Annotated in this window: 14 protein-coding genes; 4 read left to right on the top strand and 10 right to left on the bottom strand. The window is 45.2% G+C overall.

Features of this window, described 5'->3' with window-relative positions; all coding sequences use genetic code 11:
• Positions 1 to 38 precede the first annotated feature (38 nt).
• Entirely contained in the window at positions 39 to 359 is a 321-nt protein-coding gene (locus CAN90_RS04165; protein ID WP_085832574.1) for a hypothetical protein, read from the bottom strand.
• Positions 360 to 760: 401 nt separating this feature from the next.
• Here CAN90_RS04165 and CAN90_RS04160 point away from each other — a divergent pair, with 401 nt between their 5' ends.
• Entirely contained in the window at positions 761 to 973 is a 213-nt protein-coding gene (locus CAN90_RS04160) for a helix-turn-helix domain-containing protein (protein WP_085832573.1), read from the top strand.
• Between the two features lie 80 nt (positions 974 to 1053).
• Here CAN90_RS04160 and CAN90_RS04155 read toward each other — a convergent pair whose 3' ends face one another.
• The 6 genes from CAN90_RS04155 to CAN90_RS04130 form a co-directional block, all read right to left on the bottom strand.
• A complete protein-coding gene (locus CAN90_RS04155; RefSeq protein ID WP_085832572.1) occupies positions 1054 to 1374 on the bottom strand; it encodes a hypothetical protein in 321 nt (106 codons plus the stop codon).
• 97 nt (positions 1375 to 1471) lie between these two features.
• Positions 1472 to 1687 carry a hypothetical protein gene (locus CAN90_RS13450; RefSeq protein WP_143750795.1) on the bottom strand — a complete coding sequence of 72 codons (216 nt, stop codon included), beginning with the start codon at positions 1685 to 1687 and terminating at the stop codon, positions 1472 to 1474.
• A gap of 266 nt (positions 1688 to 1953) precedes the next feature.
• Positions 1954 to 4080 (bottom strand): 5'-nucleotidase C-terminal domain-containing protein, encoded by a 2127-nt coding sequence (locus CAN90_RS04145; RefSeq protein WP_085832570.1) that lies wholly within the window; start codon positions 4078 to 4080, stop codon positions 1954 to 1956.
• A 276-nt stretch (positions 4081 to 4356) separates the two neighbouring features.
• A complete protein-coding gene (gene spoVAD / locus CAN90_RS04140) occupies positions 4357 to 5367 on the bottom strand; it encodes a stage V sporulation protein AD (protein WP_085832569.1) in 1011 nt (336 codons plus the stop codon).
• 15 nt (positions 5368 to 5382) lie between these two features.
• Entirely contained in the window at positions 5383 to 5832 is a 450-nt protein-coding gene (gene spoVAC, locus CAN90_RS04135; protein ID WP_242953568.1) for a stage V sporulation protein AC, read from the bottom strand.
• A 317-nt stretch (positions 5833 to 6149) separates the two neighbouring features.
• Complete coding sequence (locus CAN90_RS04130) at positions 6150 to 7661, bottom strand: phosphohexomutase domain-containing protein (RefSeq protein WP_085832568.1); 1512 nt, start codon at positions 7659 to 7661, stop codon at positions 6150 to 6152.
• Positions 7662 to 7805: 144 nt separating this feature from the next.
• Between CAN90_RS04130 and CAN90_RS04125 the strand changes: the two genes are divergently transcribed.
• The 3 genes from CAN90_RS04125 to CAN90_RS04115 all read left to right on the top strand — a co-directional run bounded on the left by CAN90_RS04125 (position 7806) and on the right by CAN90_RS04115 (position 9888).
• Entirely contained in the window at positions 7806 to 8483 is a 678-nt protein-coding gene (locus CAN90_RS04125) for an ATP-binding cassette domain-containing protein (protein WP_085832567.1), read from the top strand.
• 84 nt (positions 8484 to 8567) lie between these two features.
• The gene (locus CAN90_RS04120; RefSeq protein WP_085832566.1) at positions 8568 to 8819 is read left to right on the top strand and encodes a hypothetical protein; all 252 of its coding nucleotides are present in this window, start codon (positions 8568 to 8570) and stop codon (positions 8817 to 8819) included.
• A gap of 112 nt (positions 8820 to 8931) precedes the next feature.
• On the top strand, positions 8932 to 9888 hold the full coding sequence (locus CAN90_RS04115) for a ComEC/Rec2 family competence protein (RefSeq protein WP_085832565.1): 957 nt from the start codon (positions 8932 to 8934) through the stop codon (positions 9886 to 9888).
• A 224-nt stretch (positions 9889 to 10112) separates the two neighbouring features.
• Here CAN90_RS04115 and CAN90_RS04110 read toward each other — a convergent pair whose 3' ends face one another.
• The 3 genes from CAN90_RS04110 to CAN90_RS04100 all read right to left on the bottom strand — a co-directional run bounded on the left by CAN90_RS04110 (position 10113) and on the right by CAN90_RS04100 (position 13722).
• Positions 10113 to 10958, bottom strand: a complete 846-nt coding sequence (locus tag CAN90_RS04110; RefSeq protein ID WP_085832564.1) for a transporter substrate-binding domain-containing protein — start codon at positions 10956 to 10958, stop codon at positions 10113 to 10115.
• A 179-nt stretch (positions 10959 to 11137) separates the two neighbouring features.
• Positions 11138 to 12103, bottom strand: a complete 966-nt coding sequence (locus tag CAN90_RS04105; protein ID WP_085832563.1) for a hypothetical protein — start codon at positions 12101 to 12103, stop codon at positions 11138 to 11140.
• Between the two features lie 293 nt (positions 12104 to 12396).
• Entirely contained in the window at positions 12397 to 13722 is a 1326-nt protein-coding gene (locus CAN90_RS04100; RefSeq protein WP_085832562.1) for a GH1 family beta-glucosidase, read from the bottom strand.
• Position 13723 lies beyond the last annotated feature (1 nt).

The raw sequence follows: 13723 nt of genomic DNA, 5'->3' as shown, positions 1-13723 counted from the left end.
TGGTTTGCTTCAGTAATCTAAAAAAATCTTGCTCTATGTTAAAAAGAAAGTATACGCATCAGCTTACCAATTATGTAAATGGCAAAGAGACCAACGGCAATCCAGTTAATAATGACTTGCCTGCGATAACTCTGTTTTGCTTCTTCGCCCCCTTGGTTTTGATAAAAAAGTCGCATTCTCTTCCAGTCAACAAATAAGATAATCATAAAAGTAATAAAGATAGCAACGTCAGAATACTCAATCCAGAAGGGAACAATCTCACCGCTTGCATATGTTATTTCAATTCGGTTTCGAATGATCATCAGAATCAATAGAATTGCACAAGAGATACGAGTGTATAAAGTTGCCCGATATTTCATGGTAAATTCCCTTTCATTTCTAAATCTTGTTAGTAATAACATACCATTCTGAAAATCAGTTGTCAATGAACAGTATTGTAAGGTATGGACTGAGAATGGTAAAAGACTGACATATATCAGCCTTTTACTAAGAATAAATTTAGGGGGAATCTGTTTTCTCGTTAGACGGATAAATTGTATGCAGTAATTGCAGGTGGTTTTCTGAGCTTGTAAGAAAGAGTTGTTCCGTCTCTAATTGCACATATTTTAGTTGCTCCATAATATCCGTTATTGTATGGAAAAGTGTAAAATACATTTTTTATAATCTGCCAATACAATCACCTCAAGTATATTTTAGGACAAATAGTCCACAATGTCAATAGGACGATATGTCCTTTTGTATACTAAGCTTGGTGATAAAAATGAAAAGTCGAATTCGTGATTTACGGGAAGACCACGACCTTACTCAAAAACAAGTGGCAGAATACTTACTATGTGACCAATCGCTGTATTCCAAATATGAACGTGGTGAAAGAGAAATTCCCCTATCCATCCTCATAAAGCTTGCGCAGTATTATCACACCAGCATAGATTACTTGGTTGGCAGAACGGATGAAAGAAAGCCCTACCCATAAATAAATAAACACTGGAGAATCTCTCACGCAAAAATGAGAGATTCTCCAGTGTTTATTTTATAAAAGACGTATCATGTTGTTTAAAAGTTTGACTTTCCGAGAAAGTCTGAAAATCGAACAATGCCTGCACACAAAGGTAGTATGACATAAACCATTTCAAAAATAGCGTCTTTATTTTTTGTTTTGGCGGGTACATCAATTCCCTCGGTTTTATAATATTTGCGCATTTGTATCCAGTTATATAAAAAATATAGGAAACTGCTAAGGAACAAAACAGTAAAAGCCAAATCAAACCAACGAGGTAAATTGGGAGGAAAGTAAGACCGGCTCCAATAATCTAATATTGCTACAAACATTAATAAAACTACTAAAAACACAGGGTGCTTTCTTTCGTATCTCATGGGTGCAACTCCTTTCTTAAAATCGTCATAGAATGAAACTGGTTCTATTTTACCGTAAGATACAAGAGTATGCTCCGTTTATTTGAGCTTTGCAAAATTATAGGCTGAAGCCGCCCGATTCAAAAAAGCTCATCATTCGGCTTACAATACCAAATGCGAATAGGACAACAAGAAGAATGTAGCAGATTGCTTTCTTCGCAAAATACGGATGATTTCTCTTTGTGTCTGCTGCTGCTGAATCTGGTTTTTCTTGATTGAGCCGCAATAGCCAAATGAAAATAAGAATAAAATAGATTACATAAAAAAGCGCCATACCAAAATCCAGCCACCTGCGAGTGGGGTCCCATGGAAGGTATGCCTTCCTCATTATAAAATCGAAAATTTGCTGAAGAAAAAGAGTAAATAAAAATAAAGACTCTATTTTAGGAAGTCTCACCAAGGTACGCCTCTTTTCTAATTTAAAAAATATGGTTAAACCGTAACTGCAGCTGACATTCGGTTGGATATTTTAATTTAATAGTACAGGCCGATGATAGAATCATCGACCTGTACTATCTTTTAACGCAAATGTGTATTTGCTTATTCTGGAATGACAAGCTTTTGGCCAATGTAAATACGATTCGGGTCTTTTATCGTACCCTTATTTAAATCGTAAATTTTCTTCCACTGTGTGGGGTCATTAAGCAAATCCTTTGCAATTTTGCTTAAGTTATCGCCATCTTTCACAATATAGGTACCCTTTTCCGTGGATGCGGGGAGGGTAGAAATATCGGGTAATTTATCTCCCTTTTGTGTCATGATTTTCTGAACCTGTGCCTTTGTAACAGGAACTTTAAAATCGGTTACGATGTCACCATTATTGATATACTCAATTGCCTTGGCTCGGTACGCCGGGTCCCAATTCAAATTCACAAACTTCCAGTTGTTGTCACAGGTGTTTGAAATGGTTTTGTTCGGCTGCTTGCCAATGTAGTCAATGATTAAATCCATCATACTGGTGGAGCCGTTCGGTGCCTGAATATCGGAGGCGATTAGCCTTGCGGTCTTTTGGCCGGGCTTAAATACGCCTGTGGTTGAGGTGGTGAGAAGCTGTGTGGTAGAGCGGTAATTGTTAGCAGCAACCACATATTCCTTTTTCGGGTCGAAAGCCGCTCCGTTTGCCATCGAAAGAATGCGAATTCGTTGGCCAACTGGCTTTGTGAGGTCTACCTCATACTTAATTCCAGAGAACTGGTCTTGGTTGTAGCCCTGCATGGTGCCGGTAGGAATGGTAAGGTCAGTTTTCAGATTAACGGCAGCAGCGTTATTGTTAAACACTCCGTTTACCGTAGAGCCAAAATAGCTGTAGCTCCATTCCATCCACTGCTTTACCTGTTCGCCGGTCATTCCCAGCTTATACAGGGTGTTGTTATCGTACTTGTAAATTTGCACGACTCCGCCAACGGTAATATTGCCGGGGGCATGGTTTGAGTTTGCATCCAAAGGAGCTGTGCCGGCAATGTCTGCCTTGGTGTAATAGAACATTACGTTATTAATTAAATCAATGAGAGCGGTGTCTCCTAAATAACCCTCATAGGTACCCTTAATCTTTGGCTCGGGAACAAGGGGGCCGCCAACCAGCTTGCCAATTACGGTTTGGGTGATGTAATTTCTGGCTGCTTGGTCTGCTGCTTTAATCGAGTTCTCTACCGTTGCGTTAAGAGGAACATCCTTTGTAACAGCGATGACATCTGTTTTCACGCCTGCTGTTGCATCGGTAGCGGTCTTGTTTTTCACAACCCACTGTCCCTTTTCATAGGTAGCGGTAATTTGTACTTTACCCAAGGAGCCGCCGGCATTCTTATTCTCAATAAATTTTACATTGTTGGATAGCACGACCTGTTTATCGGCAGTACCCACGATGGTGTGGTAATGGGCTCCCAAAATAACGGCGAGCTCGGGGTTCTTTTTCGCCACATCTACTGCGCCGGAACCCTCTCTGCCGTATTCGCCTGTATCGCCCATATGGGTAACGGCAACAAATACGTCTGCCAGGTTCTTCTGTTTCAGCTCATCAATCGATTTGCGAACGGAGTCGGATGCGCTGATGGTATGTAAGCCTGCTTTCTTCAAATTCGATGTGTCCCAAAGGTCAATATTGGGGGTAACAGCGCCTATGAAAGCAACGCGCAGGCCATTGTCTAACGTTTTAATACTGTATGCGGAGTAGCCATCCATAAGAGAACCGTCTTGCTTTAAAACGTTTCCGCAGATTTTGGTTCCCGTAAAGCCTTGGTATGCCTTATTAAGAGCATCCTGACCAAAATTGAATTCATGGTTGCCCATGCCCATAATTTCGTAGCCTACGTCTTGCATCGCTTTTACTAACGGGAAAGGCTTGTAATTGTCGTTGTTAATGAAGAAGCCAGTGCCGTTGCCCTGAATGGTGTCACCATTGTCCACCAAAAAGGTTCTTCCATTGAATGCTGCTTTTTCTTTTTCAATTAAGGTAGCCACTTGCGAGAAGCTGCCTACTGTGGATTTACCCGTGGCATAGTTGTAGGTTGTCAATGAGCCATGGGTGTCACTCGTAAACAAAATCTGGAAGGTTGCTTGGTCACCTTCTTTTGGTGTTTCGGCAGCATACGCTATGCTGCCAAAGGACGTGAATAGCATGGCAAGGGAAAGTACAAGAGCCATGCGCTTTTTGGGAAAGAACTTTTTCATATAGAACCTCCTTTATTTTCTTGCCGGAACCCGGCAGTACATCCATTATGAAAAGTATGTTACAGCCCTTTTTGTTTTATATGAGCTTTTATTAATCAATAAATGGTGTTTTTTTAAAAAATACTTTAACAGTTGTATATTACCATATTTTACCTAAACAAGCAATCGGATTCTGTTGAAATACAATAAAATGTTTTTAAAATCATTGTAAAATAAAACAAGAGCCACAGTGCCTTCGATTGGTGAGGCAACTGTGGCTCTTTTATTCATTACTAATTACGTAGAGGTTAAATGCACCAGATGCGCTACGCCGGGAACGCTTTCTCCCTGCTGTTGCGAGGTTGTAGAGGTTAAAGCTCCTGTTGCAACAAAAAGTACGTTGTTGAGTTCACGGCTTTGCAGCCGTTTTAAAATAACCGAACAAAGCACGGAAGCGGAGCAGCCGCAGCCGGAGCCGCCTGCGTGAACGTCCTGCTTTTCACGGTCATACAGCATTAAACCGCAGTCGTTGTGTACATCGGTTATATCCAGGTTGTTATCTGCCATAATATCTCGCAGAAGCTTGGTGCCGATTGCTGCGAGGTCACCCGTTAAAATGAGGTCATAATCTCTTGGCATGGTACCGGTGTCCTGCAAAAAGTCTGAAATGGTTTGAGCAGCAGCCGGTGCCATTGCGGCTCCCATATTGGCTGCGTCTTTAATACCAAGGTCTGCAATGCGCCCAATGGTCACATGAGAAACAAAGGGACCATTGCCACTGGTGCCAACAATTACGGAGCCGGAGGCGGTTGCCGTCCATTGTGCGGTAGGGGTTCGCTGGCCGCCGTATTCCAGTGGTAGGCGGAATTGTCTTTCTGCGGTGCAAAAATGAGAGGAAGTAACCGCTGCTGCCTTGCGTGCTGCTCCTGTCTCAACAAAAATAGATGCCATCGCCAGTGTTTGAGCCATTGTGGAGCAAGCGCCAAATTGCGCTAAAAACGGAATATCCAAACTGCGAAGTCCGAAGGTAGATGACATACACTGGTTGATTAAATCGCCAGCAAAAATGTAATCCATATCTTTCGCGGTCACCCCGGCTTTACGCAGTGCCAAATTTACGGCTTCTGTTTGAAGGCGGCTCTCCGCTTTCTCCCAACTGCTTTCACCCAAGGTGGTGTCTTCAAACGATAAATCAAAAAAACTGCTTAACGGCCCTTGCATTTCTTTTTTACCCACTACGGAGGCATACCCTTCAATGGTGGGGCGTTGAATCATCTGCAAGGTGTAGCGTCCGATTCGTTCTGCCATGTGTGAAACCCTCCCTCAGTACCAGCCAAATAAGAAAATAATTACGCCATATATTACCGAGGCGGTAATTCCATATACTAAGACCGGCCCAGCAATCACAAACATTTTTGCTCCTATACCCAAAACGTAGCCCTCTGGTTTAAATTCCATAGCGGGCGAAACCATGGAGTTTGCAAAACCAGTAATGGGTACAAGAGTACCTGCACCCGCGTGTTTTGCCAAATTATCGTATACTTTTAAAGCGGTGAAGAGAGCGGTTAGAAAAATTAATGTAATGGATTCCGCCGCACGTGCTTCCTTTAAATCTAGCCCAGAATTTTGGAACCAGTTTACGAGGAACTGGCCAAACGTGCAAATGGCACCACCAACTAAAAAAGCCATCAGGCAGTTTTTCAATATAGGGCTAGGGGGCGATGCTTTTTCCGCCATTTTTGCGTATTCTTCTTTTGTTATTTTTTTCAACAAAGTTCATCCCCTTTTATTTAACATTATCGCATCTATCTTTTCCTTAGCGGGGCAGAATATACGAATTGGCAGTGTAACAACGTGAGAGCGGAAGAAATACGATTCACTTCTAAATCTTTTTTTCTTTCAATTTTTTATTGTAGAGACATAGAGATGGAATGAAAACTCGGGTGAAAAAGAACTTTTAGGGAGCAATATTTGTCTCTTTTTTTATTACCAATAAAAACATAGAATTTCATCAAAGAACATGCAAAAAAATCCCGCGCACGGGCATGCTAACCAAGCGCGGGATTTTATATTTTTTTATTCTTTGAAAATCAATTCGACAACAATGCCGAAAGATTCAAACCATTGCAGGAGGTAAGGAATTTAATAAGCTTTTGGCGGATGATTTCCACGCCACCTTCCGCATCACTTTCAATGTTTAAGGGCATGATGGGGTCGTGAACGCTCAGACGCAATAAAAACCAGCCTTCACCTTCGTTCTTACCAAACGAGACTCTTAGACCCTCGTGATTATCCGGTGCAATTTGCCAGCCCTGTTCCATTGCATACTGTTCCAAGTCTGCAAGTACTTTTTCACCACACTCGCGGAATGCTTCTTCGGTAATTGGAAGGCGAATCTCCGTTGCTTCTTTCGGCTCGGCCAAAGATTCGAGCAGGCTCTCGAGCGTTTTGCCCTCTTTACGAAGAACAGCGAGCTTAATAATTATCTTAGTCACCAGGTAAGCGCCGTCATCCAGAAAATAGTTTTCGCGCATTGCCGCATGGCCGGAGGTTTCAATTGCCAAGGGGCAGTTGATTCCCTCGTTATTCAGGCGGATTGCCTCGTTAATCACGTTTTTGTATCCGCGTTTAAAACGGTGATGCGCACCACCTAAAGTGCTTTCGATATAGTACTTCAGGCCATCTGAGGTGATGGAATCGGTAACAACGGTACCGCCGTCGTTGCCCTCTAATGCGATTGCAGAAGCCAGTGCCACCAAACGGTTGCGGTTGATTTCCGTTCCTTGGCTGTCTACTGCGCCGCCGCGATCAACGTCCGTATCAAATATAACGCCTAAATCGGCTCCTGAGAGCACGGTCGCGCTGCAAACAGAATCCATGGCTTGCTGGTTTTCCGGGTTTGGCACATGGTTTGGGAACATTCCGTCCGGCTCTAAGAACTGGCTGCCATTAATGTCGGCTCCAAGCGGCTCAAGCACATCGTAAGCGTAAAAACCACCGGCGCCGTTGCCTGCATCCACAACAATGTGGAAGCCTTCCAGCGGGCGGTCGTAGTTTTCTGCCTGCACACCCTTTTTAATGATGCTGCGTAGGTGAGCGCTATAAATCTTCATATGGTCGCTCGGCTCCACGCTGCCGGGCTTGTCTGCTGCGGGGGCTTTGTTTTCCTGCGCATAGAGCAATAAGGCTTCAATATCGGGAGCGTCGAGACCTCCAGTTTTTACAAAAAACTTTAATCCATTTCGGTTGTATGGATGGTGGCTGGCGGTCATTTGAATTGCACCGTCGCAGGGGATGTCTAACGTAGCCATAAACATGGAGGGGGTTGAAGCGAGGCCGCAGTCGAGAACACGTATGCCACAGCCGGTAAGAGCGCGGGTCACCGCCGCACTAATGCGGGGTGCAGAGATGCGGGAGTCGTGGCCTATCGCCACGGAAAGCTCACTTGGCTTCTTGTTCGTTTTCTCCGTAAGCCATAAGGCAAAGCCGCATGAAATGCGCTCAATCACTTCGTCGGTCAGGTTTACCTGCTCGGGGCCTTCACTGGCAACTCCGCGTATGTCGGTGCCGCTTTTGAATTGCTTCCACTCTTTTGTCAGCATAAAATCCTGCTCCTTTTATCGTGGGCGCGGTTGCGCCGTAATGAATGGGTAAAATGTAACTCTATTATAGAGGAAAGCGGCGGGAAAGTAAATCTTGTTTTGGGGAGATTATTTCACCCGCAGAATTATAAAGGAGGAATGATGATGGAACTCATTCGTATTGAAGGGATTGAAAAACGCTATTGGAACGGGGAGGAAGAAATTCGCGCGCTTGATGATTTAAATCTGAAAATTGAGCAAGGGGAGTTTGTTGCAATTGTGGGGCCATCCGGCAGTGGAAAATCAACCCTCATGAATGTGCTCGGATGCCTTGATTTGCCAACATGTGGGGAGTATTACTTAAATGGGGAGAATGTAGCAAAAATTTCGGAAGATCGATTGTCACGTATTCGCAATACGGAAATTGGTTTTGTATTTCAGGGCTTTAACCTGATTCCTACGCTCGATGCACTCGAGAATGTGGAGCTACCCCTTGTTTACCGTGGACTACGCAAAACAGAGCGCCGCAATCTAAGCCGCGAGGCACTGGTGCGTGTTGGACTTGAAAAACGCCTTTACCACCGGCCGGGGCAAATGAGCGGTGGGCAGCAGCAGCGCGTAGCCATTGCAAGAGCCATTGCGGCACGCCCGCCGGTTATTTTGGCGGATGAGCCAACCGGTAATTTAGATTCACAATCCGGCCAAGAGGTTATGGAGATTTTGAAAAGCCTGAACCGTGAGGGAAGGACAGTAATATTAATTACGCATGATGATAAAATTGCAGCACAGGCAATGCGAAAAATACAAATACAGGACGGTAAGGTCGTAGAAATCTGCTCTTAAGTCCGGTTGACAAATAAGGGGAAACTGTTATAATATGAGTGATATTTTGGTGATTACCCTTACTTAGAAACGGGGGGATTTTCTATGGGAAAATCAATTTTAGAATTGCATGATTTAGATGTACCCGGCTTTATTCGTGTTTTAGAGCAATGCAAGGGAAATGTATTTCTGGTAACACGAGAAGGTGACCGCCTGAATTTACGCAGTAAGCTTTCCCAATTGATGGGTCTTACCCATTTAATTGAGGGCGGCAAGATTGCGGAAGCGTTTTTGGAATGCGAAAACGCAGAGGATGAAAGCCTGCTGTTCCGTTACAATCTGTTCCAGAAACCCTAATTCATCCGGTATAGGCCCGAAATAGGAAGGGCTTTTGTATGCTGTATTGGATCTCCTGCCAATTGGAGCCACCTAAAAAAGCAAGAGCCGCTCGATATGGGCGGCTTTTTTATTGAAAGGATTGTTTCCTATCACACGGCGAAAAAAAGTATCGACCCCGGCGCTTTTTGCGTCAGTAATATTAATTATAGCAACGTGGATTTTTGCATCTGACCCAGACCGTTATGCCGTTGGGTTTGATGTTCCGTCTGGCGACTTTGTAAAAGAAACGAATAATGTTTCTATTTACTATTTGGATGTAGGCCAAGGGGACAGCGAGCTCATTCGATTACCGAGCGGCGAAAACATATTAATTGATGCCGGGCTGGCGGAGGGCTCCAGTAAGCTTCTTGATTATTTAGAGCAGCTGGGCGTACACAAAATTGATTATTTAATCGCCACTCACCCGCACGCTGACCATATTGGCGGGATGGCGCAGGTCATTAAACAGATGGACATCGGCAAAATTTATTTGCCAAAGGTGGCAGACGGCCAGGTACCCACCACCCGAGTTTATGAAAATATGCTGGATGCCGTAGAAAAGAAGGGGCTGCGTTTAACGCAGAGCAAAGCGGGAATGACGGTGTATGACCAAGGAGATGCCCGGCTGGAGTTTTTAGCTCCTCTTGACGATAATTACAAAGACCTGAATAATTACTCCATTGTTGCAAAGCTAACCTTTGGCAAGAAATCGTTCTTATTTACAGGTGATGCGGAAAAGGAAAGTGAAAAAGAGATGCTGCAAGAGTTCGGCAGCAAATTGAGCAGCGATGTGTTGAAGGTAGGCCACCACGGTAGTAACAGCTCCACCTCTGCTAACTTTCTAAAAGCAGTAGCGCCTAAATACGCGATTATTTCTTGCGGCAAGAACAACGATTACGGGCACCCTCATAAAGAGGTAATGAGCCGCTTAAACGCAGCGAAGATAAATGTTGTTCGAACCGATGAGCAGGGCACAATTTTAATCACCAGTAATGGAACGGATATAAACGTAAAAACAGGTCTTCCTTCCTTGCTAACGGCATCGTAACAAGTTTTAAATCAAGCCACATATATATTCTAGCCAGTGCCGGGAGTCGGCGCTGGCTTATTTTTTTATCTTATAGTTTTGTCTGTATCATAGTTTTCTTCAGATTTAACATGAAAGACTTGTTGATAAAAGAGGAAGGTTTCACACATAGAAAGCCCCCTTGTGCAAAGCACAAAGGGGCTGAACGAGTTTCAATTTAGAAGTAAGGCAATAGCTTGTCCCACTTATAGAGTAGAAGAAGCGGCAGATAAATCTGTTCCAAACCATTTTTTTGAAAGCTTTGAAATAGTGCCGTTCTCCGAAAGTTGATTGAGTGCTTCCTGCACCTTTATGGTCAGGCTTTCGTCATTTTTGCGGAATGCTACCGAATAGTTTCCGGTTTCAAGCGCTTCTGCAGGCTCTGAGTCGTTTTGCCCAAGAATTCGGTACTGCTTGGGTGCTTCTTTCAGGTAATACTCAGCGGACACCTCGTCCATAATTACAGCACTAATCTTTTTACTGTCCAGTGAGCTTTTGGCCTGTGCGTAGTCTGGATACGTTCCAAGCTGTGCAAGGCAGCCTTTGAAGGCAGTGGAGGCTTCTACCGCCTGCTGACCGCCAGAGCCATCCTTAACGCCAACCCGTTGGCCTTTCAGGTCTGCTAGGTTATTAAGCGGACCATCTGCCAATGCGAAAACAACTTGGTTACTCTTCATATAGCCAAAGGTAAGGTTCGATGTGTCACTTTGTTGCGTCGGCTTGCTGTAACTGCTCCAGAAGCAGTCAATCTCGCCATTATTAAGCGATTGCTGGGCACTGGCGGGAGCAAGTGTTTTAAACTCAACTGCTACACCCAGCTCTTTTGCAACCTCACGGGCACTGTCTACGGAGAAACCCGTTAGGTTTCCATCTTTATCGGTAAAGGACAGAGGCTGGAAGTTCTCTTCCACACCTACCACCAATGTGTCTTTTGAACGTATTGCATTCCATGAGGGGTCTGTGGGGGAAGAGGAACTCGAACTGACTCCGGAACAGCCACCCATGAATCCTATGGCACACACCAGCAGTAGGGCTGAAAGTGCTTTTTTCATAATCAGGTACTCCTCTTTGGTTTATCTTTTTTAGAAAAAGTTAAAACTTCTTCATTAGTGTAACATATTTGTAATTATTTTACCCAAAAAAGACCCAAAGGTAAAGCGTATATGAAAATTATTTACATACTGTTCATGAATTAGAAACAATTTTAACTGCTAGTTGGAAGTATTTTCTATTATTTTGTCGAATCATCCGGAGGGTTGTTGTGGAAGAACTGATCCCAGTCGAAGCCGTCGGAATCAGGTCCGCTGGTTCGACCGGAGCTAATGTCGGTATATTGGCCGGGAGAGGTCTCTTCCGAAGTGCTCGGTGCCTGCTGCTCCAAGGTGCCAGAAGGAGTTGGCCTAGGAGTGGATTTCTTTGGTAGGGGCTTTGTTGCAGGGATTGCAGGAATCGGCCCTGTTGCGCTCATCTGGGTCGGGCGCCTTTTCCCAAGAAAAAACTGGCGGTACACAAAATAGACCACGCCTGCTACACCGGCTAAAATCAAAGCGATGCCGCCAAGCAGCAGGTTTGAAGTGCCACCGGAGGAGGCAGAGGTGTTGGCGGGCGTATCTTCTCTTAAAAAGCCATCTGTACTGGCGAGGCTATTTTCAGCACCTGAAAGAAGTCCCTTTAAATCATCACTTGTAAAATCGGTGGGGGCGCGGCTGTCTTGTTTTGCGGAGGCTACACCGGCCGGGGGCTTAACAGGAACAGATGGTTTCGAGGAGACTTGCCCTTGGTTGGAGTGCTTGGAAGAGCTTTGGTTGTCTTCCGGCTCTTCGGGAATCTGGCTCTCTTGCGTTCCGCCAGAAGCAGAATGGCTGCTTTCGGGATCTATTTCAGAATTTCCACCCGTGTGGCTGCTGTTTTGTCCCTCTGGAACAGAAGAGGGCTGGGAACTTTCGTTACTGCTTGGCGTTCCCGGGTCAACTTGTCCGCCGTTGCTGGGTGCGTTTGCACTGCTCGAAACATCTGGTGGGTGCGGCGCATCATCAATTGTTTGCTGCTGTGCCGACGTGGTTCCGTCGGTGATTGGCTGGCCCTGCAAGGGAACCTCGTTGGTGGCAAACGCAGTAAACGAAAAAACTGACATACTGAATAAAACGGCTGTGGCTGCACAGAAAAGCCGACTCCGTTTGTGCTTTCTTATATCCATGGTACAGTAGCCTCCGGTTATTATCATTCTAAAAAGGGAATTGGGTTTATCATAGCACAAATTCGGAAAAAAATACAAGCGCGATTTCATGAACGCCAATAGAAATAGCTACTATTTTCCTATAATAAGAGCAAAGATTTGAAAATAATGTATCGCTCGCTTTGGCAAAAGGCAGGCAAAAACCCCGCGCGCAAGGAGCGTTGCGCGCAGGGGCTTTGCAGTGACCCTTTGTTCTTTGAAGGGTACTTATATAGAATGAAGATTAGGAGAGCAAATTGATACTGGGGCTTAGGTTATAATAGCCGCCCGTTAGATTGAACAATACCGGCATACCACTCGGCGGAGTCCTTCCGGATTCGACGTTGGGTGGGGTAATGTACAAAGATAAGACCCATCCGCTCGTCGTAGCCGTTATTCCATTCAAAGTTATCAGTAAGGCTCCAATGAAAGTACCCTTTAATGGGTACACCCTCGGAACAGCAATCCCGCAGCTCCAGCAGGTAGCGGTGGAGAAAATCGATTCGATCTAGATCGTGTACTTTACCATCCAAATAAATACGGTCGTTGCTTGCCTGCCCATTCTCGGTGATATACATTGGCATGTGGTAGCGTTGGTACAGCCACCGAAGCCCATAGCGCATGACCTGTGGCGTAACGGGCCATTTAAGAGAGGTTCGCGGGTACCCTGTGATGCGCTCTACATAGTCCCCGTTTTCATCTACCTGTATGCCGTTATATACATTGATTCCGAGGAAATCAAGTGGCTGGCAAATGGTTTCCCAATCCTCACTAGGGATGCAGTCTGTTAAGGCTTGCATCGCAGGTGGAAGAGAGCCGAGTAGAATGGCATCCAAAAACCAAGTGTGCGAGAACCACCACTCATTTTCATCTATCTGAAAAGAGGCGGCTTCAGCGGCTGCCTGGTTTTCAACCGTATTGTGCAATGGGTAGCATAGCTTACCGGTGGAGGCGGCGCCAACTTGAACTGATTTTGTGCTTGCTTCTCGTATGGCCTGCACGGCAAGGCCGTGTGCCAAAAGAGCGTTAGCTGCGCAGGTGAAAAGCTCACTGCCTTTTAGGGTTGCCCCTGGTGCGTGCTCACCCGTGCCATACCCAAGCCCAATAAAGCATTGCGGCTCATTTAAGGTGCAATAATGCTGTACTCTGTCTGAGAAATGTTGTGCCATAAAACCGGCAAAATCTGCAAAAGCCAGAGCGGTATCGCGGTTGCGCCAGCCGCCTTCTCGTTCCAAGGCAAGAGGGAGATCCCAATGGTAAAGTGTTACATGGGGAACAATCCCTTCCTTGAGCAGAAGTTCAATCAAACGGTCGTAATACGCGAGTCCCTCTTGGTTAGGCACACCGCGTCCTTCCGGAAAAATACGTGGCCAAGAGATGGAGAAGCGATATGCAGTAAGGCCAAGCTGTTTTAAATGATGTACATCCTCACGGTAGCGCCGCAGGCCATCACACGCAAATTCTCCTGTTTCACCGTTGCGTATGGCACCGGGGCGTTCGCAGAATTCATCCCAAATGCTGTCGCCTCGGCCCTCCCGGTCCCCTTCTGTTTGGTAAGAGGAGCTGGCAGCTCCCCAAACAAAGTCCTTTGAAAATTCCATA

It is taken from the genome of Clostridium merdae (assembly GCF_900176635.1).
Taxonomy (GTDB): Bacteria; Bacillota; Clostridia; order Oscillospirales; family Acutalibacteraceae; genus Faecalispora; species Faecalispora merdae.
This window is presented reverse-complemented; position numbering and strand designations above follow the sequence as displayed.